At 45.7% G+C, this 22,953-nt stretch carries 13 protein-coding genes; 10 read left to right on the forward strand and 3 right to left on the reverse strand.

Annotated features, from left to right (window positions below):
• The first annotated feature begins 15 nt into the window (after positions 1–15).
• From hrpB to CWO08_RS02845, 10 genes are all read left to right on the forward strand, one after another.
• The gene (gene hrpB / locus CWO08_RS02800) at positions 16–2,514 is read left to right on the forward strand and encodes an ATP-dependent helicase HrpB (RefSeq protein WP_108019815.1); all 2,499 of its coding nucleotides are present in this window, start codon (positions 16–18) and stop codon (positions 2,512–2,514) included.
• Positions 2,511–4,910: a penicillin-binding protein 1B gene (gene mrcB, locus CWO08_RS02805; protein ID WP_108019817.1), complete on the forward strand. Its 2,400-nt coding sequence runs from the start codon at positions 2,511–2,513 to the stop codon at positions 4,908–4,910. The genes hrpB and mrcB overlap by 4 nt, the downstream gene beginning before the upstream one ends.
• A gap of 38 nt (positions 4,911–4,948) precedes the next feature.
• Positions 4,949–7,282, forward strand: a complete 2,334-nt coding sequence (locus CWO08_RS02810) for a patatin-like phospholipase family protein (RefSeq protein WP_102433048.1) — start codon at positions 4,949–4,951, stop codon at positions 7,280–7,282.
• 272 nt (positions 7,283–7,554) lie between these two features.
• The gene (gene acnB, locus CWO08_RS02815; protein WP_048658182.1) at positions 7,555–10,143 is read left to right on the forward strand and encodes a bifunctional aconitate hydratase 2/2-methylisocitrate dehydratase; all 2,589 of its coding nucleotides are present in this window, start codon (positions 7,555–7,557) and stop codon (positions 10,141–10,143) included.
• 267 nt (positions 10,144–10,410) lie between these two features.
• The gene (locus CWO08_RS02820) at positions 10,411–10,779 is read left to right on the forward strand and encodes a YacL family protein (protein ID WP_102478387.1); all 369 of its coding nucleotides are present in this window, start codon (positions 10,411–10,413) and stop codon (positions 10,777–10,779) included.
• Between the two features lie 239 nt (positions 10,780–11,018).
• Positions 11,019–11,357 carry a P-II family nitrogen regulator gene (gene glnK, locus CWO08_RS02825; protein ID WP_004738200.1) on the forward strand — a complete coding sequence of 113 codons (339 nt, stop codon included), beginning with the start codon at positions 11,019–11,021 and terminating at the stop codon, positions 11,355–11,357.
• Positions 11,358–11,384: 27 nt separating this feature from the next.
• On the forward strand, positions 11,385–12,614 hold the full coding sequence (locus CWO08_RS02830; RefSeq protein ID WP_048658181.1) for an ammonium transporter: 1,230 nt from the start codon (positions 11,385–11,387) through the stop codon (positions 12,612–12,614).
• A 295-nt stretch (positions 12,615–12,909) separates the two neighbouring features.
• Positions 12,910–13,923 (forward strand): Fe(3+) ABC transporter substrate-binding protein, encoded by a 1,014-nt coding sequence (locus tag CWO08_RS02835; RefSeq protein ID WP_048658180.1) that lies wholly within the window; start codon positions 12,910–12,912, stop codon positions 13,921–13,923.
• A 244-nt stretch (positions 13,924–14,167) separates the two neighbouring features.
• On the forward strand, positions 14,168–15,793 hold the full coding sequence (locus CWO08_RS02840) for an iron ABC transporter permease (RefSeq protein WP_048658179.1): 1,626 nt from the start codon (positions 14,168–14,170) through the stop codon (positions 15,791–15,793).
• Positions 15,793–16,821 carry an ABC transporter ATP-binding protein gene (locus CWO08_RS02845; protein ID WP_048664518.1) on the forward strand — a complete coding sequence of 343 codons (1,029 nt, stop codon included), beginning with the start codon at positions 15,793–15,795 and terminating at the stop codon, positions 16,819–16,821. The genes CWO08_RS02840 and CWO08_RS02845 overlap by 1 nt, the downstream gene beginning before the upstream one ends.
• A 174-nt stretch (positions 16,822–16,995) precedes the next feature.
• Here the strand turns inward: CWO08_RS02845 and CWO08_RS02850 are convergent, their stop codons facing one another.
• The 3 genes from CWO08_RS02850 to CWO08_RS02860 form a co-directional block, all read right to left on the reverse strand.
• Positions 16,996–18,408 carry a phosphoglucomutase/phosphomannomutase family protein gene (locus CWO08_RS02850; protein ID WP_102478388.1) on the reverse strand — a complete coding sequence of 471 codons (1,413 nt, stop codon included), beginning with the start codon at positions 18,406–18,408 and terminating at the stop codon, positions 16,996–16,998.
• 74 nt (positions 18,409–18,482) lie between these two features.
• Positions 18,483–20,888 carry a GH36-type glycosyl hydrolase domain-containing protein gene (locus CWO08_RS02855; RefSeq protein ID WP_108019819.1) on the reverse strand — a complete coding sequence of 802 codons (2,406 nt, stop codon included), beginning with the start codon at positions 20,886–20,888 and terminating at the stop codon, positions 18,483–18,485.
• A gap of 128 nt (positions 20,889–21,016) precedes the next feature.
• Complete coding sequence (locus tag CWO08_RS02860; protein ID WP_108019821.1) at positions 21,017–22,951, reverse strand: beta-N-acetylhexosaminidase; 1,935 nt, start codon at positions 22,949–22,951, stop codon at positions 21,017–21,019.
• Positions 22,952–22,953: the final 2 nt, after the last annotated feature.

Here is a 22,953-nt window from a genome sequence, read left to right on the forward strand (position 1 = left end):
AGGTTTTTATGTACAATGTTGCCAACATTACACCACAAGGTTCTCCCATTGCCACAACTGCCCATAGAAGCTGTGATGCCAGATCTGCTCGCTGGCGTAGAAACACACACTCAACTTATTCTAAAGGCCGCTCCCGGTGCGGGTAAGTCAACATTCTTCCCTTTACAGTTAGTTAAGACCAACGCTGTTCAAGGTAAAATCATCATGCTTGAACCTAGGCGTTTGGCGGCAAGAAATATTGCGACTTACTTGGCGAGCCAATTGGGAGAGAAGGTCGGGGAGAGCATTGGCTTTAGAGTTCGTGGTGAATCTAAAACCAGCAGTTCAACTCGCTTGGAAATCGTCACTGAAGGGATCATGACAAGAATGATCCAAACCGACCCTGAATTGACTGGGGTTGATATGGTGATCTTCGATGAATTTCATGAGCGTAGCATTCACGCCGATACCGCATTGGCGTTTAGCTTAGAGATCCAAGAGGCATTGCGTGACGATCTAAAGGTGGTTGTGATGTCGGCAACCTTAGATCAACACGCGCTGCAGTCTTTATTGCCTAATGCCAAATACGTAGAATCACAAGGTCGCACCTTTCCGGTCGATTTCCGTTATCAGCCTCTTAGCGCAAATGAATATCTAGCCCCTAAAATGGCTAGCGTGATTCGCTCTCTGATGGAGAAAGAGTCAGGCTCACTTCTAGCTTTTTTACCAGGCGTTTCTGCGATTAAGCAGGTGGAATCTCAACTTGAACAGCTTGCTGGTGATATCGATGTGTGTCCTCTTTATGGGCAACTTAGCTTTCCTCAACAACAGAAAGCGATCGCGTCATCAGAGAAAGGGCGTCGAAAGGTGGTATTGGCTACCAATATCGCGGAAACCTCTTTGACTATCGAAGGTATTCGATTAGTGGTGGACTCCGGGCTTGAAAGAGTCGCTAAGTTTGATTTGAAAACTGGTATCACCAAGCTCGAGCAAGTGAAAATCTCACAATCTTCTGCTGAACAACGAGCGGGTCGTGCAGGACGAATTGAAGAGGGCTTGTGCGTTCGTTTGTACAGCGAAACGCAACTAATGCAGCAACCTGCTGTACCAGAGCCTGAGATTCTTCATTCTGATTTGTCTTCGCTGGTGTCTGAATTTACGCAATGGGGCGCTGCGAGTGCAGACGAGTTGCAATGGTTAGACATTCCGCCCCAAGCTGCAGTGGAGCAAGCCAAGCAACTGCTGCAAAGCCTTGATATATTAGACAGCAATGGTCAATTTACGGCGCTAGGTAAACTGGCTCAACGTTTAGGCCTTGAACCACGTATCGCCAGCATGCTGATAAAAGCGCAACAGAACGGCCAAGCATTGCTGAATGCTGCGATTGTCGCCGCCGCTTTACTTGAAGAGCCTGAACGCAACGTCACAGATATTCAGCATTCGTTGCACCGACTTAAGCAAAGAAAACATTCGAAAAATAACGTGGTGATGCAGCGAGCGAAAAGTCTCGCCAGCAAACTCAATCATCACTTAGATTTGTCACAAGCTGACGAATCATTGCTACCATTAGTGCTTTGTTTTGCCTTCCCGGACCGGATTGCACAAGTGAGAAGCGCGACCAGCAGTGCTTTCCGTCTTGCTAATGGCCACGGCGCCGAGGTTCGTGACGATGATCCATTGGCGAACAATGACTATATCGTAGTGATTGATTTGATGCGCAGCACAGGGCGAGCCAGTCAGATTTTCTTGGCCACCGCGGTTGATATTGCGCAGCTAGAAGCTCAATTTCCCAAACTGTTTGTGCGTTCCGATTACGCCGATTGGGATGAGAAGCGTGGCCGTTTAGTTGCCGAGCAGCGAGTGTCCCTGGGCAAACTGATTATCAGCACCAAAGCTTTACCCGATCCCGATTCGAATCAGGCGAGCCAAGCGCTGCTCAACTATGTCGCTCGATGCGGGCTGGATCGCTTACATTGGACACCTTCGGCTAAACAGCTGGTTGAGCGTGTATGCTGCGCTCAGCTTTGGATGCCTGAACATGATTGGCCAGCGATGGATGACGCGAGTTTGGTTGAACATATTGATGAGTGGCTATCACCCTATCTGAATGGTATTAAGTCGGCAAAAGGGCTGACTAGTGTTTCGATTGAGCAGGCGTTGTCGGCTTATCTTGGCTGGCCTTTGAATCAAGAGATAGACCAATGGTTACCAACGCACTATGTGATGCCGACAGGCAGCAAGAAGATCATTCGTTATCAATGTCAGTCTGAACCCGTGATCTCAGTGCGAATGCAGGAAGTCTTTGGTGAACAAGATTCGCCATTGATTGCGCAAGGGCGTAAAAAAGTCGTGCTTGAGCTACTTTCTCCAGCACAGCGACCACTGCAAATTACTCAAGATTTAGCTGGCTTTTGGGCTGGCGCGTACAAAGAAGTACAAAAAGAGATGAAAGGCCGTTACCCAAAACATCCTTGGCCGGATGACCCTGCTAACCATGTAGCAACCACTAAAACCAAACGACAGTTGAATCGATGATGACCAAAATGTTAACGCCAAAAAAGGCACCACCTAAAAAAGCGCCAACAAAGAAGTCACCCGCGACCAAAGCCAAGCCAAGAAAACCAAGAGCGGCTGCGAAAAAGACCAAACCTAAGGCTAGGAAGTCAGGTCAAAGAGGTTGGTTGAAGATCCTGTGGGGTATTTCTTGGAAAGCGGGCATAGCGCTCGCGGCATTGCTGTTGTTTGTCGGTATTTATCTTGATTCTGTGGTCAAGCAGCGTTTTGAAGGTCAGCTGTTTGATTTGCCAACCGTGGTTTATGCGCGAGTACTAGACCTGTCTCCTGGAACTCCAGTGAGTTTGGTGCAGGTTAAGAATGAGCTCGATGTGCTTAATTATCGTAAGGTGAACGCGCCTCGTCACCCGGGCGAATACTCCTCTTCTTCAACCAAGATTGAAATGATTCGTCGTCCGTTCGAGTTTGTCGATGGACCCGAAGCGGATCGTCATGTGATGCTGCATTTCAACGGTAACGAGTTAACTCGAATTCAGTCGTTAGAGAAGAAAGGCGACATGGGGTATTTGCGTGTTGAGCCGAAAATGCTGGGCATGCTTGAGAAAAGCAACGACGAGCAACGACTGTTCTTAAAACGTAACCAATTCCCAGAAGTGATGGTTGATGCGCTACTGGCGACCGAAGACAGAAATTTCTATCAACATGATGGGGTTTCGCCATTGGCGATCGCTCGTGCGATGGTGGTGAATGTTAAAGCCGGGCGCACGGTACAAGGTGGTAGTACGCTGACTCAGCAGTTGGCGAAGAACCTGTTCTTGTCCAGTGAACGTACATTGTGGCGTAAGGTTCGTGAAGCCTACATTGCGCTTATCTTAGACCATCGTTACAGCAAAGATCGTATTCTAGAGGCTTACTTAAACGAGGTTTACCTTGGGCAAAATGGCGGGCAAGCGATTCATGGTTTCGGTTTGGCGTCTCGCTTGTACTTCGGTCAACCTATTCAAGAGCTCCGTATTGATCAGCTAGCACTGCTTGTCGGTATGGTAAAGGGACCTTCGTATTACAATCCGGTTCGTTATCCTGAGCGTGCTAAGACTCGACGCGATCTGGTGCTTCGCTTGTTGATGCAGCAAGACATATTAACTCCGCGACAATACGAAGAAGCGGCGAGTCGTGATTTGGATATTCAAGACAACCCACGTATTGCTAGCCGTCAGCCCGCTTACTTCCAGCAAGTCAATATTGAGCTTAAGAAGTATGTCGGCGATCGATTTGAAGCGAAAAAAGGCATTCGAGTTTTTACCTCTTTGGATCCGGTTTCCCAAGACAAGTTAGAGAAGTCGATTGCACGTAAGGTGCCTGATTTATCGAAAACCGCAGGTAACAAACTGGAAGCTGCAGCTATTGCTGTGGATAGAAATACCGGTGAAATCCGAGCTATGGTCGGTGGTAAACGTACTGGCTACGATGGTTTTAACCGTGCCTTGAATGCGAGTCGTCCTATTGGTTCTTTGGTTAAGCCTGCAATCTACTTAACCGCCTTAGAACAACCCCAAAAGTACACGTTGGCGACAACACTGAAGGACACGCCACTGAGCTTGAAAGGCAGTAAAGGCAGCGTATGGAGCCCAAGAAACTTCGATCGTAAGTTCCGCGGAGATGTGCCCTTGTATGTGGCGCTTTCTAAGTCTTACAACGTACCTACCGTTCGTTTGGGCATGCAGTTAGGCATTGATAGTGTCTCGGATACGATTGAAAAGCTGGGTGTCGATAAAAATGAGATTCGCCCAGTGCCGTCGATGTTTTTGGGTTCGTTCTCACTGACTCCGTTCCAAGTAGCGCAGATGTACCAAACCATTACCAACTCTGGTCGTATCGCACCTTTGTCCGCCCTTCGTTCTGTGGTTGATAATGATGGCGAGGTTCTGTATCAGTCGATTCCTCGTGTATCACAAAGCGTTGACCAACAGGCTGCTTGGTTAACAACCTATGCGATGAAACGTGGTGTGTCGGAAGGCACGGGTCGTTTCCTGCAAGGCCAGTTTGCTTGGGCGGGGTTAGCTGGAAAAACGGGCACCAGTAATGACAGTCGAGACAGTTGGTTCGTGGGTGTTGATGGCCGTGAAGTCACCACCATCTGGCTAGGGCGCGATGATAATAAGCCAACTAAACTAACGGGCTCAAGTGGTGCGTTACGTGTCTATGCCGATTATCTTAAACATAGAACTCCGGAGCAATTATTACTGCCTTGGCCGAATGGGATTACGACGGCCAGTTTTACTCGAACTTCTGAAGGGGCTTTAGAGTTTGACTGTGATGGTGCGGTGAAACTGCCTGTTTGGGATGAGAATGGAAACATTAAAAAGGGCTGTGAAAGTCAGCCAAAACAGTGGCTAAAGAAGCTTTTTCAGTGGTAAAGTCATAACAGAAAAGAATGACAAGGATAGTTTAAAGAATGATTTCTCGTTGGATAGTGAGCGGCTTAGGCATTGTGGGTACTGTAATCAGTTTTCAGCTGTTTGCATCTACCGCGACACAGGTTGATCAATCTCAGCAAGCTGAACAAGCTCATAAAAGGCCAACCGTTGCTGTCGTTCTTGCTGGTGGTGGTGCCAAAGGTGCAGCTCACATTGGTGTACTTAAAGCCTTAGAAGAGATGCAAATCCCGGTGGATTATATTACCGGTACTAGTATGGGCTCATACGTTGGTGGTCTTTATGCGACAGGGATGAGCGCAGACGAGATCGAGAGCTTTATTTATACGGTTGATTGGAATCGTGGTTATCGTGATCGCGTTAACCGTAGTGATCGCCGAGTGCGTGACAAAGAGTATGAAGACCGTTACCAACTGAACACTGACCTTGGTTTAGGTTGGGGCGAAATCAAAGCAAGGAAAGGGGTGGTTCAAGGTCAGAATATGTTGCGTATTCTACGTGAGACCACAGGTAACCTCTCTCCACTCGACTCTTTTGACCATCTTGCTATTCCTTACCGTTCAGTCGCAACTGACATTATCGAACTTGAAGAAGTGGTCATCGATCATGGTCACCTTGTCGATGCCATGATGGCCAGTATGTCGGTACCCGGTGCGCTTCCCCCTTATTCGCTAGATGGTCGAATGCTGGTTGATGGTGGTGTCACCAATAATATGCCAGTCGACGTTGCCAGAGCGATGGGAGCGGACATTGTCATTGCGGTGGATATCAGTACCAATTACAAAGGCAAAGAAGACTTCACGAATTTTCTAGCGGCAGCTGACCAACTTTCTAATTATCTGGTTCAACGCAGCACTCAGGAGCAAGCTGAAACACTGACCGATGATGATGTTTTCCTACGCCCTGATGTTGGGCAAATGGAGACGACAGAATTCGATAAAATGCCGGGTGCCTACCAAGCCGGTTATGACGCAGCGATTCAGAATAGCTCTGAGCTTTCTAAGCTGTCACTCTCTAACGCAGACTATCAGCATTATATCGAGGACAAACAAAAAGCACGCAGACAGCTGAAGCACGGTGATAAGACCGTCGTTGACCGAGTTGTTATCAATAACAATACTCACTATTCCGATAAGCTGATCGAAAACCGTTTAAACCTAGATTCCGGTAAGATCTTAAAGACCAGTGAAATTGAATCTAAAGTGCAAGACCTCTATGCACTGGATAGATTTGAGTTAGTCACTTATGAGTTTGATAATGTTGACGGTGAAGAGCAACTTACGGTGAATGTGGATGAAAAGTCTTGGGGGCCAAACTACCTCAACTTTCGTTTCTTTCTTGAAGATGATTTCTCTACTACCAGCCAGTACTCGATCGGTGTTTCAGCCAACTTTACCGATATCAACTCGCACGGTGCAGAGTTAAGAACCAATATCGAGATGGGTACGGATAAACGAATTGAGGCCGAACTCTACTCGCCATTCTTTTCGAGCCAAAAATTGTTCACTTCAGCATCGATTGTTTACAGTAAGCAGAACAGAAACCTCCCGGTCGATATTGACGAAATTGAAGAGCCAACACTAGACGTAACGAACGACTACTTTCCAATGACTTATAGCGAGTATGTCGGAGAGTTAGCATTAGGCTATCAACCTACCTTGTGGCAAGAGCTGAAATTCGGCCTTCGCTATACTGATGGGGATGTTGAGGTGGCTTCTTTACCTTCATTGGGCAGTGGTGGCTATAAACGTATTGGTGGCTTTATGGGCTATCGACTGGATACTTTGGATAACTTCAGCTTGCCGACTAAGGGCTTCTTTGTCGATTTGGAGTACCTTGTCTCCCATGATGATTTTGATAATGACAGCTCTGTTGGTGAATCGGATTTAACGTCTGAGAGTGATACGGTTTATGAGTTTTCAGCCAATTTCATGGCTGCACAAAGTATTGAGAAGCATACTTTAGTCGCAAAGCTCGATTACGGCATTGTAGAAAGTAAAAATTCAGTCTTTCCAATTGATCCGAAAGAGCTAGGAGGGTTCCTCAATCTATCCGGTATTCCAAGGAATAGCTTGATCGGTCAAAACTTAGCATACACCAGTTTGATTTATCGCTATAAGTGGTTTGAAAATGACTTCGGTCTCTTTAAATCACCATTCTACGTGGGGGCATCCATTGAACATGGTGGTGTTTGGTCGAACAATGATTTGAGTATTGATGAAGCGCCAATGTACACCGCGGGTTCTGTTTTCGCAGGAGTCGATTCACCCATCGGGCCGATCATTTTAGCTTATGGCCGAACCGAAGATAACTTCGATTCGGTGTATCTGATTGTAGGTACTTCCTACAAATAATCATGCGTAGAGTCGCCATTTAAGTGCGTAATTAGGCAAAAATAGTGGGACTTTCGTCTTAACTTGCTATGTTGGTCAAAATGATAAGATTTTAATTTAACGTTAAATTTGCTATTCTACCGCCCACAGTTTGGCCTCTATGACGCCGCTCATCAATACAAATTGAATGACAAAAATGGCAATGGAGAGCCAAGTTTCCAAGGATGTTCACTTCTTTATTTTACTAACAATTATGAAGGGAAGAAGTGAACCGCAATGAGAGGAAAAAAGTCGTGCTTGAAGCCTACCGTAAACACGTCGAAGAACGTGCTGCCGAAGGAGTTGTTCCAAAACCACTAGATGCTGAGCAGGTAGCTGGCCTAGTTGAACTTCTGAAGAATCCACCTCAAGGTGAAGAAGAAATCATTCTTGACCTACTAGAAAACCGCATTCCACCGGGTGTAGATGAAGCTGCTTATGTAAAAGCTGGCTTTCTTACGGCTATCACTAAAGGTGAAGTAGCTTCTCCACTAGTAAGCAAAGCAAAAGCTGCAGAACTGCTTGGTACTATGCAAGGCGGTTACAACATCGAATCTCTAGTATCTCTACTAGACGATGCTGAGCTTGCTCCAATCGCTGTTAAAGCTCTATCTCATACTCTACTGATGTTCGATGCGTTCTATGACGTAGAAGAGAAAGCGAAAGCGGGCAATGCATCTGCACAACAAGTACTTCAATCTTGGGCTGATGCTGAATGGTTTACAGCGAAAAACAAAGTAGCGGAAAAGATCACCGTTAAAGTATTTAAAGTTACCGGTGAAACTAACACTGATGACTTATCTCCAGCGCCTGATGCATGGTCACGTCCTGATATCCCAGTGCACGCGAAAGCGATGCTGAAGATGGAACGTGATGGCATTACTCCTGATGAGCAGGGTAGCGTTGGTCCAATCAATCAAATTGAAGAAATGCAAAAAGATGGCATTCCACTGGCTTACGTTGGTGATGTTGTTGGTACAGGTTCTTCACGTAAATCGGCAACAAACTCAGTACTTTGGTTCATGGGTGAAGATATCCCATTCGTACCAAACAAGCGTACTGGCGGTGTTTGTCTTGGTGGTAAAATTGCACCAATCTTCTACAACACAATGGAAGATTCAGGCGCACTACCAATTGAACTGAACGTACAAGACATGAACATGGGCGATATCATTGATATCTACCCGTACGAAGGTGTTGTTCACAAGAACGGTTCTGTGATTTCAAACTTTGAGCTAAGTAAAGTTCTTCTCGATGAAGTGCGTGCTGGTGGCCGTATTCCACTGATCATTGGTCGTGGCCTAACAGGTCGTGCTCGTGACTCTTTAGGTCTAGCTGAAACTGATCTGTTTGCTAAACCAATCGATCCATCTGCATCTGATAAAGGCTACACGCTAGCTCAGAAGATGGTAGGTAAAGCATGTGGTGTTGAAGGTGTGCGTGCTGGTCAGTACTGTGAACCTAAAATGACGACAGTCGGTTCTCAAGATACGACCGGTCCTATGACTCGTGATGAGCTTAAAGATCTGGCGTGTCTTGGTTTCTCAGCAGACCTTGTAATGCAGTCTTTCTGTCACACATCTGCATACCCGAAACCTGTTGATGTAAACACTCACCATACGCTACCTGATTTCATCATGAACCGTGCGGGTGTTTCACTTCGTCCGGGTGATGGCGTTATCCACTCATGGCTAAACCGTATGCTTCTTCCTGATACTGTAGGTACAGGTGGTGACTCGCATACTCGTTTCCCTCTAGGTATTTCATTCCCTGCGGGTTCTGGCTTGGTAGCATTTGCTGCCGCAACAGGCGTTATGCCTCTTGATATGCCTGAATCTATCTTGGTTCGCTTTAAAGGCGAAATGCAACCGGGTATCACGCTACGTGACCTAGTACATGCCATTCCTCTTTATGGTATCAAGCAGGGCCTACTAACCGTAGAGAAAGCAGGTAAGATCAACGAATTCTCTGGTCGTGTACTAGAAATTGAAGGTGTTGAGCACTTATCTGTTGAGCAAGCATTTGAGCTTTCTGATGCATCTGCTGAGCGTTCTGCTGCAGGTTGTACGGTTAAGCTATCTCAAGAGTCGATCGATGAGTACCTGAACTCGAATATCGTTATGCTTAAGTGGATGATCGCGGAAGGTTACGGTGATGTTCGTACGATTGAGCGTCGTATCACTGCAATGGAAGAGTGGTTAGCGAACCCTGAGTTGCTATCTGCTGATTCAGATGCGGAATACGCGCACGTTATCGAGATTGATCTTGCTGACATCGATCAACCAATCCTTTGTGCACCAAACGATCCAGATGATGCTCGTCTTCTTTCTGACGTTCAAGGTACTGAGATTCAAGAAGTGTTTATCGGTTCTTGTATGACGAACATCGGTCACTTCCGTGCTGCTGGTAAGATGCTAGAAGAGTTTAACGGCTCGCTAAATACTCGCCTATGGGTGGCTCCGCCAACCAAGATGGATAAAGATCAGCTGACAGAAGAAGGCTACTACGGCATCTTCGGTCGTGCTGGGGTTCGTATTGAAACTCCGGGTTGTTCACTGTGTATGGGTAACCAAGCTCGTGTTGCTGATGCTGCGACGGTAATGTCTACCTCTACTCGTAACTTCCCGAACCGTTTGGGTACAGGCGCGAATGTTTACCTAGCGTCAGCTGAACTTTCTGCGGTTGGTGCGATTCTAGGTCGTATTCCAACGAAAGAAGAGTACCTAGAGTACGCTGATAAGATCAATGCAACGGCTGCTGATACATACCGTTACCTGAACTTCCATAAAATGGGTCAGTACACGGAAAAAGCGGACACGGTTATTTTCCAAGAACCAGCCTAGTTCCTCGTCATATTTGTAGCGGCAGCGTTGTTGACTGCGTACGTTCACCCTAATCACATAGAGCTTCTATGCTCATAGGGATGAACGTACTTGTCGCCTAGCTGCCACTCCAACTATTTAGAGGAACCCAAATGATAGAGCGTCTACTTCGGTAGGCGTTTTTTTATGTCTGAATGTTAGAAGACGAGCGACTCGATCTCTTGATGACTTCGCTATATACTCTCGCCTCATTTTTAACCCTATCTGTCATTAGTGCGCGGAGCCTTTATGGAATTTGAATTTACAAGAAACACTTTAATGGGCGAGTACTATGTAAAGTGCAGTATGGGGCACGAGATCGTTGGCCGCTGGTTACAAGAAGAGATCGGTAAAGATAAGCAGAAACTAGATCATGTGATGGCGCTTATTGAGCAATCTCGACAGGACCTGAGCAATGAAGTGACGCTGCTTGGCAAAGAGATTAGCCTTGCCATCAATGAAGATGAAGTCACGATTCAAGAAAACGTGTTAGCGCATGACCAAGAAATGGAAGAGGGCAGTGAGTTCGACTTCTATAACTGTGAAAGCCAAGCAAGCTGTGGAATCGATGACTTTGAACTACTCATCGAACGCTGGATGGATTTTTTAGGTTACTAGTTTCTAACACCTATTTGTTAGTCATTCAGAGCTTTGAAGGCTCCGTTGCCCAAATCTGGAGCAATAAGAGCTTTACGCATTAAGATAGTGAAAAGGCCGCACCATATTGGTGCGGCCTTTTTTGTTTTTATAGTCTTATTATGTATATTTAATTAAAAATCAAACACTTAACTTTTTGGCACGCTACTTGGATTGTTATAAGAGAATTAACGGATTAAGTAAGAATTTAAGGAACGAATATGAAATTAATAAATGCCATTGTTAAGCCATTCAAATTAGACGATGTACGCGAAGCGCTCTCTGATGTGGGTATTGAAGGTATGACGGTTTCTGAAGTTAAAGGCTTTGGTCGTCAGAAGGGACACACTGAATTGTATCGTGGTGCAGAGTACCAAGTGGACTTCCTACCAAAGGTGAAGCTAGAGATTGCTACCCAAGCTGAAAACGTTGACCGAGTTGTTGAAGCGATTAGCCAAGCGGCACACACCGGAAAAATCGGCGATGGCAAAATTTTTGTGTATGACCTAAGCCAAGCCGTACGAATTCGTACTGGTGAAATGGATGCTGAAGCACTTTAAAGAATTACAAGGACTGGAGACTTTAATATGGAACTTACAACAACAGTAACGGAACTACGTTACGCACTAGACACTTTTTTCTTCCTCATTTCAGGTGCGTTGGTAATGTGGATGGCAGCAGGCTTCGCGATGCTTGAAGCTGGCCTAGTTCGTTCAAAGAACACCACAGAAATTTTAACTAAGAACATCTGCTTATACGCGATTGCTTGTACAGCGTTCTTAGTGGTTGGTTACAACATTATGTATGTCGACAACGGCGAAGGCGGTTGGTTGCCATCATTCGGTACTCTGATTGGTACTCAAGGTGAAGGCGCAGACCACTCTCTAGAATCAGACTTCTTCTTTCAGGTAGTATTCGTTGCAACTGCAATGTCTGTGGTATCTGGTGCAGTTGCTGAGCGTATGAAACTTTGGTCATTCCTTATCTTCTCGGTAGTACTAACAGCATTCATTTACCCAGTTGAAGGTTACTGGACTTGGGGCGGTGGTTTCCTATCAGAAGCGGGTTTCAGTGACTTTGCAGGTTCGGGTATCGTACATATGGCCGGTGCAGCAGCTGCATTAGCAGGTGTTCTACTGCTTGGTGCTCGTAAAGGTAAATACGGTAAGAACGGTGAAATCTACCCGATTCCTGGTTCAAACATGCCGCTTGCAACACTAGGTACATTTATTCTTTGGTTTGGTTGGTTCGGTTTCAACGGCGGTTCTCAATTGATGGTTTCAGATTTCGAGAACGCGACAGCAGTTGGTCAAATCTTCCTTAACACCAACGCAGCAGCGGCAGCTGGCGCAATCGCAGCACTACTAGTATGTAAAACGACTTGGGGTAAAGCAGACCTAACAATGATTCTTAACGGCGCGTTAGCTGGCCTAGTAGCAATCACTGCGGACCCTCTATCACCATCACCTCTATTTGCTGTAGCGATTGGTTCGGTATCTGGTGCATTAGTTGTATTCAGCATCATCGCTCTAGATAAAGCTAAGATTGATGATCCAGTAGGTGCAATCTCTGTACACGGTGTGTGTGGTTTCTTCGGTCTAATGGCTGTGCCACTAAGCAATGCTGACGCAACGTTTGGTGCTCAACTAATGGGTGCAGCAGTAATCTTTGCATGGGTATTCGGTGCTAGCCTAGCTGTATGGGCAGTGCTTAAAGCAACAATCGGTATTCGTGTTAGTGAAGATGAAGAGCTAGAAGGTATGGACATGCACGATTGTGGTGTCGGCGCTTACCCAGAGTTTGTATCAGTAAAATAATCGATAGTATTTGTCTAATCTGAACGGGTTAGGCAGGACAAAGAAAACCCCATAGCCATTGGTTGTGGGGTTTTGTTATTAATGGTCGAGTAGTTTTGATTGATGTAGATAAACCGATCTAGCCGGCAACGCTTCGCACGCATAAGTGGTCGCTTTGAAATGAATTGTTACAAAAGTGCGAGGCTGATGGCACAGAGCGAACAATTTTTTTGTCGGACATCATTGTAATTGTGTTACTGATGAATATAATAACGCAACTGATATAGATTATCATTTCGATATAAAGGATTTTACCATGAAAAAACTGCTAACACTTTCAGCTCTAGCGTGTAGTGTCATTGCCCCTGCTGCAATGGCTGCGGAAGAAGTGAACGTATACTCTTACCGTCAACCTTTCCTAGTTGAACCAATGTTCAAGGAATTCACAAAAGAGACTGGCATTAAAGTAAACGTTAAGTTTGCTAAAAAAGGTTTAGCAGAAAAGTTAGCTCAAGAAGGCGAATACAGCCCTGCAGACGTAGTGTTAACTGTAGACATCAGTCGTCTATCTGAGCTAACTAAACAAGGTTTAGTTCAGTCTGTTGAAAGCGAAGTTCTTGAAAAGAATATTCCTGCTCAATACCAAGATACAAACAATGAGTGGTTCGCTCTAACAACACGTACACGTAGCGTTTACTCTTCTCGTGACCGTGTTGGTCGTCTAGGTGAGGAGTTTACTTACGAAGATCTAACTAAGCCTGAATTTAAAGGTAAGATCTGTACGCGTAGCGGTAAGCACCCATACAATGTTTCTCTAGTATCTTCGATGATCGCTCACAAAGGTGAAGCTGAAACGAAAGAGTGGCTAGAAGGCGTAAAAGCTAACCTAGCACGCAAGCCTCAAGGTAACGATCGCGCACAAGTTAAAGCGATTAAAGAAGGCCTATGTGATGTTGCTCTTGGTAACAGCTACTACCTAGGCAAGATGGTTAACGATAAAGAGCAAAAAGCTTGGGCTGACGCTGTTTACATTAACTTCCCTAACCAAGAGACAACGGGTACTCACGTGAATATCTCTGGTATGGCAATGGCTAAATACTCTCCAAACGAAGAGAATGCCGTTAAGCTAATGGAATTCCTATCGGGTAACACAGCACAAAGCATGTATGCAGAAGTGAACTATGAATACCCAGTGAAAGCTGATGTGAAACCTTCTGAGCTTGTTGCTTCATGGGGTGAATTCAAAGCAGATACAATTTCTCTAGACCAAATTGCTGACCACCACGCAGCAGCAATTAAACTATTAGACGAAGTTAAGTTCGATCTTTAATTTATTACTGTAGGCTTCGGCCCAAGTAAAATGACAACCTCAAGTCGCCATTTTCGGTCACTTGGGGTTGTTTGTTTTGGAAAATCACTTTTTGATACAAAGCTCGCCGTTGATCCCTTGAGTTATTAGCATCTCACCTTGAAGTCATTACAGTATATGGGTATAAATAACCCCACCATTAAAAGGACATGAGATGTATTTGCAAATGCATTTGTGTTTCATTAAGCCTCTTTGTAGTTAGGCGATGAAAGAAAAGAATTATTTATGGAACACCAGTAGCGGCATTATTGCTGTATTACTGGTTTTACCGATCTTAGCGATTTTTACGACGGCTGTTGGAGAAACAGATGAGCTATTTTCTCATCTGATGTCCACAGTAATGCCCACCTATGCTTACAATACGGTGGTTTTAGTCATGGGAACCTTATTCCTGTCTTTGGTTTTTGGTATTCCGTCTGCTTGGATTATGGCAATGTGCCGTGTTCCGGGAGAGCGGGTTTTGCAATGGGCGCTAGTACTGCCATTAGCAATGCCAGGCTATATTGTTGGGTATATATTCACCGATTGGTTCGACTTTGCTGGGCCTGTTCAAGTTCTACTGCGAGATCTTACTGGGTGGGGACCCGGTGAGTATTGGTTCCCGGATATTAGAACCTTATCTGGTGCTATTATTGTTCTGTCTCTCGTTCTTTATCCTTATGTTTACTTGCTGTGCCGCGCCGCATTTATGGAGCAAAACGTCTCCTTACTGCAATCCGCTCGGTTGCTAAAATGCTCACCTTGGGAAAGCTTTCGTCGTATCTCGTTGCCACTTGTTCGCCCATCAATGGCGGTAGGTCTATCGCTTGTTGCGATGGAAACTATCGGTGATTTTGGTACCGTGAGTTACTTTGCAGTCAACACTTTAACGACAGCGGTTTACGATACCTGGCTAGGTTATTCAAGTTTAACGGCTGCTGCGAAAATATCGGCAATTATGCTAGTTATCGTGATCCTGCTGTTGAGTTCAGAGCGCTACAGTCGTCGTAAACAGAAACTGTTCCAGAATCAATTCAGCAGTCGTGAAGACTTTCGTTACGACCTATCCGGTTGGAAGAAGTGGTTGGCACTGTTTTGGTGCTGGGGGTTAGTGTGCGTTGCATTCTTGTTCCCTCTGGGTCAGTTGATGATCTATGCCTACAAATACTTTGCACAAAGTTGGACGCCTGAATTCAGAGAGTATGCTGTTAACAGTCTTTATGTGTCAGTAGTCGCGGCGATTATTGGCGTTATCATTGCGATGATTGTGAACTTTAATCAACGTGTCAGCCCGAGTAAGAAAAATCAGGCTTACATGCGTATTGCTTCGATGGGCTATGCTGTTCCAGGCACTGTGTTGGCGATTGGTGTGATGGTGCCTGTGCTGTTTATGGATCACTTAGTCAATGATATTGCCAAAGTGATGGAGTGGGGACGCCCGGGGCTGATTTTCTCTGGTTCCATGTTTGCGCTGATCTTTGCAATGGTGGTGCGTTTTTCTGCAGTGGCGATTGGCAGTATTGAAAGTAGCTTGAGTAAAGTATCTCCTTCATTGGATATGGCTTCTAAAACCATGGGTTGCAATACCAACCAGATGTTACGTCGTGTTCATTTACCTTTGATTAAACGCGGCGCGCTGATCGCCGGTTTACTGGTGTTTATCGAATCAATGAAAGAGCTAAATGCGGCATTGCTGCTGCGCCCTTTCAACTTCGAAACATTGGCGACCTATGTTTATAACTATGCCTCAGATGAGCACCTCGAATTGGCGGCGATGCCTGCTGTATTACTGGTGTTAGTAGGTTTAATTCCTCTGATCATCGTAAACCGTTCTTTGGAGCAGAAACACTAATGAGTTGTGCATTATCAATTAAAGATTTGACTTGTAAGTATGAGTCGCAAACCATCTTGGAAGCGCTCTCGTTAGAAGTTGAGCATGGTGAAATTGTTTGTCTTCTTGGTGCAAGTGGTTGCGGGAAAACCACCTTACTTAAGGCGATTGCTGGCCTGCTTCCATTGAGTAGTGGCGTAATGAGTTTAAACTGTCAAACCATCGATGATGGCGATAATTGGTTGCCACCGGAGCAACGAAATATTGGTATGATTTTCCAAGACTACGCTCTGTTCCCGCACTTGACGGTCAACCAGAACGTTGGCTTTGGACTAAAAGAACTCTCAGAGCAGCAAAAGAAAGAGAAAGTTCAAGAGATGTTAGAGTTGGTTCACTTAGATGAGTATGGTGACCGATACCCGCATCAACTTTCTGGTGGTCAACAGCAGCGTGTTGCGATTGCCCGATCTTTGGCATACAAGCCTGACTTACTGCTGTTAGATGAACCATTCTCGAACATTGACACTCAAGTTCGTCATGAGCTGATTTCTCAAATTCGTAAGATCTTTAAGAAGCAGGGTGTGACCGCTATTTTTGTGACTCACAGTCGCGAAGAGGCATTTGCTTTCGCAGATAAGATGGCTGTAATGAACCATGGTGTGATTGAACAGTATGGTTCGGCGTCTGAGTTGTATTTCCATCCTTCGAGTAAGTTCGTTGCTGATTTCTTGGGTGGCGGTAGCTACTTAAAGGCACAGCGTATTTCAGACAATGAGTTTGAAACCAGCCTAGGTCTGATTGAAGCGAAAGCACAAACCGAGATTGAAGTGGGTGCGGATTGCGCGTTGTTGTTAAGACCTCAACATATTGTGGCAAGCCATGATGTCGACAGTAATCTGTCTGTATTGGAGCAGCAATTTATGGGCGATCACTGTCGCTATGTGATTGAAGCCAATGGTCAGAAGTTATTGTCGACCTCTTCTGAAGCGCTTGAAGTCGGTATGCCAGTAACTGTGAAAGTAGACACCAAAGGCGTGCTTGCGTTCTAACTCAGTTTAGTCGCTAGCTAAACTCAGTAAATCCTACTCTGCTAAGCAATAGAAGTTCGCGATAAAAAAGCCCAGCACTTTAATCTAAAGTACTGGGCAAGAGTTCTTCATCTATAGGCTTTAACAAGGCAGTGATTTGTTAAGTCCCATCCAAAACTGCTACACTCTATAAGCCTATAGAGAGAGGAAGTCTTTCACTTTTTGAAGAACACGTTCTGCAGTGTCTTTGTCTTCCATTTCTGCGAAGATTCGTAGTAACGGCTCTGTTCCTGAGAAGCGAGCAATCACCCAGCCGCCATTCTTGAAGTACACCTTAGCACCATCTTCATAGCTGACTTTTTCAATTTCGTACTTAAATTCAGGCAGTTGTTTCTCTACGTAGATCTTAGTGTAGAGAGCTTCCTTCTCCGAAGGCTTAAACTTACAATCGCCTTCAGCGGTGTAGGCATAGCCATATTTAGAGTAGATTTCATCAAGCAGCTCAGACAATTTCTTACCTGTTACGCTGATCATCTCAACCAGTAGGCTTGACGCGAAGACACCATCTTTACCTTTGATGTGACCACGAATGGTTAAACCGCCTGAGCTTTCGCCACCAATCAGTGAGTCATCGGCTTCCATTTGCGAGCTGATATGTTTAAAGCCTACCGGAACCTCAAAGCTTTTCTCGCCGTGATCCGCCGCCACTTTGTCGAGTAGGTGTGTGGTTGCGATGTTGCGCACGACAGAACCTTTCCAGCCTTTGTATTCCAATAAGTAGTAGTAAAGCAGTAATAGCACTTCGTTAGGGTGGATGAAGTGACCCTTCTCATCGATGATACCCAAACGGTCGGCATCACCATCAGTACCAATACCAATGTCATAACCTTCAGCGGCTACTAAGTGCTTTAAGCGATACAGCGTTGCGGCATTTGGCGATGGCATCAAGCCACCAAAATCTGGGTTTTTGCCATCGTTGATCACGTCGACATCACAACGACCATTGATAAGAACCGTTTGCAACGCGTTTTTCGCGACACCAAACATAGGGTCAATTAGTACGCGCAGATTCGCTTTCTTGATCGACTCGATATCGATAAAGTTGATGATTGAATCAACAAAGTCGTTCATCGGGTTGATGATCTCGATTTCTTTGTCATTCAACGCTTGTTCGAAATCAACTCGGATAACGTCTTCGTTGGTTAGAGTTGCGATTTGCTGTTCGATCTTCTCTGTGATGATCTCGTCAGCATCACGACCACCTTCAATGAACACCTTGATACCGTTGTAATCCGCAGGGTTGTGAGATGCGGTAATACATGCCGAGTAGGTGCAGCCCATCTCTTTTGCTTGGAACATCACGATAGGTGTCGGAACGAATTTATCAATGAAGCTTACTTTGATGTTGTTCGCTGCAAGTACTTCTGCAAACCAGCATGCCGCTTTATCTGAAAGGAAGCGACGGTCATAGCCGATCACAAATCCGTTCTTTGCAGCATCTTCGTTGTTGATGATGTTAGCGAGCGCTTGCGCTACCAAACGTACGTTTTCTCTAGTGAACTCTTCACCAATGAAAGCGCGCCAGCCACCTGTACCAAATTTAATCATTAGAAAATCCTTTTAGTCTCATTGTCTCAAGCCTGTAAAGACTTGAGACAAGAGCTGTTCGTTAAATTGAGTGGCTAGCCTAGAACAACGACAACATCGTTCACGCTGCCTTCTGCTTGTACTGGGATTGCACCTTCAACTGACTCACCATTGATAGTGATAGAAGCAACGCCTTTGCTTACTGCATTCGGGTTTTGCACTGTGATGTTGTAAGTTGCGCCACGCCATTGACGAGTAACCTCGAACTCTGGCCAATCTGTTGGGATACATGGATCAACCGTTAATCCTTCAAAGCCAGTACGAACACCAAGAATGAAGTTGGTTACCGCGAAGTAAGCCCAACCAGAGGTACCGGTTAACCATGGGTGGTTTGCACGGCCGTGATCTTGGTGATCTTTACCCATGATGAACTGCACGTACGAGTAGGGTTCTGCGTAACGTGTTTCAATCATGTCGTTTTGGTTGTACGGGTTAAGAGCATCGTAGAATTTCATCGCACGGTCACCTCGACCTAGCTTCGCTTCTGCTACCCAAGCCCATGGATTTGGGTGAGAGAAGATTGCGCCATTCTCTTTTACGCCTTGGTAAACGCGAGTGACGAAGCCGATGTCATCGTTTGGTGTCGCAAATGATGGGGAGTTTAGGTGTAAGCCGTATTCCGAGAATAGGTTCTCATCCACTGCGTCCATCGCTTTCTCACCGCGCTCTTGAGATACCGCGCCAGACAGAACTGCTAGCGTGTTTGACTCAAGGTGAACTCGACCTTCAGCTTGTTGAGCAGTACCGATCTTGTCGCCATTTTTCGTTAGGCCACGGATGTACCAACCGCCTTCGTCATCCCAAAGGTGAGTTTCACACGCTTCACGTACGTTCGCTGCCATTTCTGTGTATTTCGCTACATCAGCATCGTTACTGCGGAACTTAGCAAGGTCTAAGAATTCTTGTAGAGCCCAGAAGTGTAGGAATGAAACCATTGAAGATTCACCGCCACCTAGGTTCAAACAGTCATTCCAGTCAGCACGTAGACCTTTACAAATACCAGTTTGCCCCACGTATTCTGCAGAGAAGTTCAGTGCCGCTTTCATGTGTTCGTAGACAGTCGCTTCACCTCCGTCTGCGTATGGAATTACTTCATCAAAGAAGTCATGTTCACCGGTTTCCATCACATATTTGATGATGGTCGGAACGATCCACAAGTGATCATCAGAACAAGTATCTTCAATGCCGTGGATCTTGTCGTCATCTGACGGTGTTGGAACAACAGTTGGTGATTTTGAAGGCTCAACGTCTGCTTTCTCTGGATCGAACCAGTCTGGATCGAATAGGTGTAGACCGTAGCCCGCTTTTACTTGGCCACGAAGCAGGTCGATAATACGTTTCTTGGTCATTTGTGGGTTGGCATGAGGTACTGAAATCGCATCTTGCGCAGTATCACGGTAGCCAAGACCAGTACGCCCCCCAACTTCAATGAATGATGCAAAGCGTGACCAAACTACACAGGTTTCTGCTTGGTACAGTGTCCAAGTGTTGATCATGGTGTCTAAGCCTTCGTTTGGAGACTTAACTTGGAACTTGTTGCAACGCTCGTCCCAGTGATCTTTGATGCCTTGGAAAGCCGCATCAACGTTTGCTGTATCTTGGTACTTCTCGCGTAGGCGTTCCCCGTTGCCTTTACCTATACCTAGTACGTACGCAAAGCGAACTTCTTCACCCGGTTGAATGGTAAATTGCTTGTGCAGAGAACCACAGTGGTTGTAACAGGTTTGAGCGCTGTTAGAACACTTACCGTTTTCAACCGCAATTGGATTAGCTTCATCACGGTACATGCCAAGGAAGTTGTCACGTTGGCCATCGTAGCTGTCTGGTGAGAAGGTTGACGCTAGGTAGTAGAAGCCTTCAAAGTCGTTAGTGTTGTAGTATAGGTCGTATTCCAACACACCTTCTTGGTAAGACGTGCCCGCAGAGTACAAAGACATCTGGTGGTTCTGGTTGTCCGATTGGATGTGGCTGAACGAGAACTCAACAAATGAGAAGGTGCTGATAGTACGTGGCTTATCAGTGTTGTTCTTTAGCACAACGTCCCAAACTTCTGCATCTTCGCCTTTAGGTACGAATAGCGTTTTGGTTGCGGTAATGCCGCTGTATTCACATTTGAACTTTGAGTATGACAGGCCGTGACGAACCTCGTAGTTCGCTTCATCTAGGCTCTTGGCCACTGGTTGCCAAGAGATAGACCAGTAATCACCCGTCTCATCATCACGCAAGTAAACATAGTGTCCAGGACGGTCAAAGGTGCCGTTTGGACGGAACTTAGTAACACGGTTGTATTCCGGAGAGTTGTAGAACGAGTAACCGCCCGCATTGTGCGAAATCACGGTACAAAACTTTTCAGTACCTAGGTAGTTGGTCCAAGGTGCTGGTACATCAGGGCGAGTGATGACGTATTCGCGATTGTCGTTATCGAAATAGCCGTATTTCATTGTCATTTCCTTTTTAACAAACTGCATCTATGCAGCTAATTTTTAAATAGTGATGCTGAGTCTTATCTGACTGAGCACCTTAATTTGAGTTAGCAAGCGCTCGATGTGAGTGTTGCTTTGGTTTTGTTTTATTGAGCTTTCCAATGGTTGCGATAGTCAACATTGAGTCTGTCGAGTAGCGGCAAGTGACCCTTTAGGCGAGACAGGTAATCTAGCCAGTTTCGGTTGTTTTTATGTGTCCAACATCCTTCAGCTAAAGCGCTAATTCTTGGAAATACCATGTAATCCATACGCTTTTGGTTGGTGACGATCTCACACCATAGAGCACACTGAATTCCGCGGATCCGCTTACGAATTGGGTCGGTGTCGGATATCTCAGCAAGCGCTTCGTAGGTATAAGCTTGTTCTAATGGGATAACGGCAGCCCAATCTACGCCCGGCTCTTCCGGTGCATAATCTTGGGTCATGTCGAGATAGGTAAATTGTGCAGGTTGCAATACCACATCAAAGCCTTGGCGAGCGCAGTTCACAGCCGCTTCTTCACTGAGCCATGAATAGATGATGGTCTCTTTGCTCACCTTGTCGCCGTGCTGAGCTTCTTCCCAGCCCACCATGCGTTTGCCGAGTTGCTTAAGCTTATTCTCGGCATAGCGGAATAGGTGACCTTGCAAATCTTTGCTGTCTTGGTATTGATGTTCTTTCATCAGCGCTTGAGCTGCAGGGCTGTTAGTCCATACGCCCGGTGGTACTTCGTCTGCGCCCATGTGAATCAATTCGCTAGGGAATAGCTCTGCGACTTCTTCAATAACCGCATCTAAGAACTGGTAAGTGCCCGGTAAACCTGGATTTAACACATTGTCGTTGTAGTGCTGAATGCTCTTGTATTGAGTAGTGTCTGCTTGCTCTACCAACATATCAGGCAGTGATTTGATTGCTGCACGGCAGTGTCCCGGGATATCGATCTCAGGGATAACCGTGATGCTGCGTTGTTCTGCGTATTCAATCACTTCGCGAATCTGTTGCTGGGTGTAGAAGCCGCCGTAGTTTTCAGCAATATGGGTATATTGTGGCTCTAATGCATGGTCAGGACCTCGCCAAGCACCGATTTCAGTGAGTTGAGGTAGGCTCTTTATCTCGATCCTCCAACCTTCATCATCGGTTAGGTGCCAATGAAAAACGTTGAATTTGTAGTGCGCCAACTGGTTGATTAAACGTTTCACTTGCTCCACCGAGTGGAAGTGACGTGCACAGTCCAACATCATGCCGCGGTATTTGAAACGAGGTTGGTCGGCGATTTTGCAACATGGCACAGAGAAGCGTTCAGCATTTTGTTGTTGAACTAATTGGATTAAGCTAGCTACTGCATGAGTGAAGCCTGATTGACTGCCTGATTCTACGACCACTTGTTGAGTTGTGATTGTTAGCTTGTACTCGGCTTCATCTAAAGTTGGGTTGCTACGAAGTAGAATGTCTCCGCTCGCTTCTGGTGAGAGTTCTGTTGAAATCGCTAGCTCGAACGTAATCAGTAACTCTTGTTGTAACCAAGCGCTGGCCTTCTCTGCAAGGTGAGATTGAACCTCAATTTTGCATTTACTATTTAACGCGAAGCTACCTTGCTTAAGTTCGAACTGATTCGGCTGAGGAATTAATGCCACCTCAGCAGCGTTCACTTCAGGTATCTGATTGCGTTCACGGTATGGTGACGCCAGAACAATAGGTGATATCGCGACTGGCAGCACCGAGGTTTCGCCTTGGTGATGCGTTTGGATAAAGGCATCGTTTAGACCGTCAGAATAAAAACGGAATGGGGCGCTTTGAATGCTGAATTCAAGGTAGTAATGGTTGTTCGCCTTTAACACTGACGAACTTGGTTTGAACGAACAAAAGCTGCCAACTTGAGTCAGTTCACCCTGCGATAAACTCTCTTGAAGGATGAATCGGTCAAACGCAAAATGCAGTGACCAATCTGTTACGTCAAGGTCACTTAAGTTATGTACCGTAAGGCCAAATCGGCAGTTGTTTTTTTGTTCAGAAAGAACAGCTAAGTCGATGCGATAATTCATAT

The sequence above is a fragment of the Vibrio sp. 10N.286.48.B8 genome, from assembly GCF_003050085.1.
GTDB lineage: Bacteria > Pseudomonadota > Gammaproteobacteria > Enterobacterales > Vibrionaceae > Vibrio > Vibrio crassostreae.

Bases quoted from the DNA above. Each gene is read 5' to 3' on its own strand.
- CWO08_RS02860 (WP_108019821.1), bottom strand. From the start codon at position 22,951: ATGAATTATCGCATCGACTTAGCTGTTCTTTCTGAACAAAAAAACAAC.
- mrcB (WP_108019817.1), top strand. From the start codon at position 2,511: ATGATGACCAAAATGTTAACGCCAAAAAAGGCACCACCTAAAAAAGCG.
- CWO08_RS02845 (WP_048664518.1), top strand. From the start codon at position 15,793: ATGAGTTGTGCATTATCAATTAAAGATTTGACTTGTAAGTATGAGTCG.
- CWO08_RS02835 (WP_048658180.1), top strand. From the start codon at position 12,910: ATGAAAAAACTGCTAACACTTTCAGCTCTAGCGTGTAGTGTCATTGCC.
- CWO08_RS02840 (WP_048658179.1), top strand. From the start codon at position 14,168: ATGAAAGAAAAGAATTATTTATGGAACACCAGTAGCGGCATTATTGCT.
- CWO08_RS02850 (WP_102478388.1), bottom strand. From the start codon at position 18,408: ATGATTAAATTTGGTACAGGTGGCTGGCGCGCTTTCATTGGTGAAGAG.
- CWO08_RS02855 (WP_108019819.1), bottom strand. From the start codon at position 20,888: ATGAAATACGGCTATTTCGATAACGACAATCGCGAATACGTCATCACT.
- hrpB (WP_108019815.1), top strand. From the start codon at position 16: ATGTTGCCAACATTACACCACAAGGTTCTCCCATTGCCACAACTGCCC.
- glnK (WP_004738200.1), top strand. From the start codon at position 11,019: ATGAAATTAATAAATGCCATTGTTAAGCCATTCAAATTAGACGATGTA.
- CWO08_RS02820 (WP_102478387.1), top strand. From the start codon at position 10,411: ATGGAATTTGAATTTACAAGAAACACTTTAATGGGCGAGTACTATGTA.
- CWO08_RS02810 (WP_102433048.1), top strand. From the start codon at position 4,949: ATGATTTCTCGTTGGATAGTGAGCGGCTTAGGCATTGTGGGTACTGTA.
- CWO08_RS02830 (WP_048658181.1), top strand. From the start codon at position 11,385: ATGGAACTTACAACAACAGTAACGGAACTACGTTACGCACTAGACACT.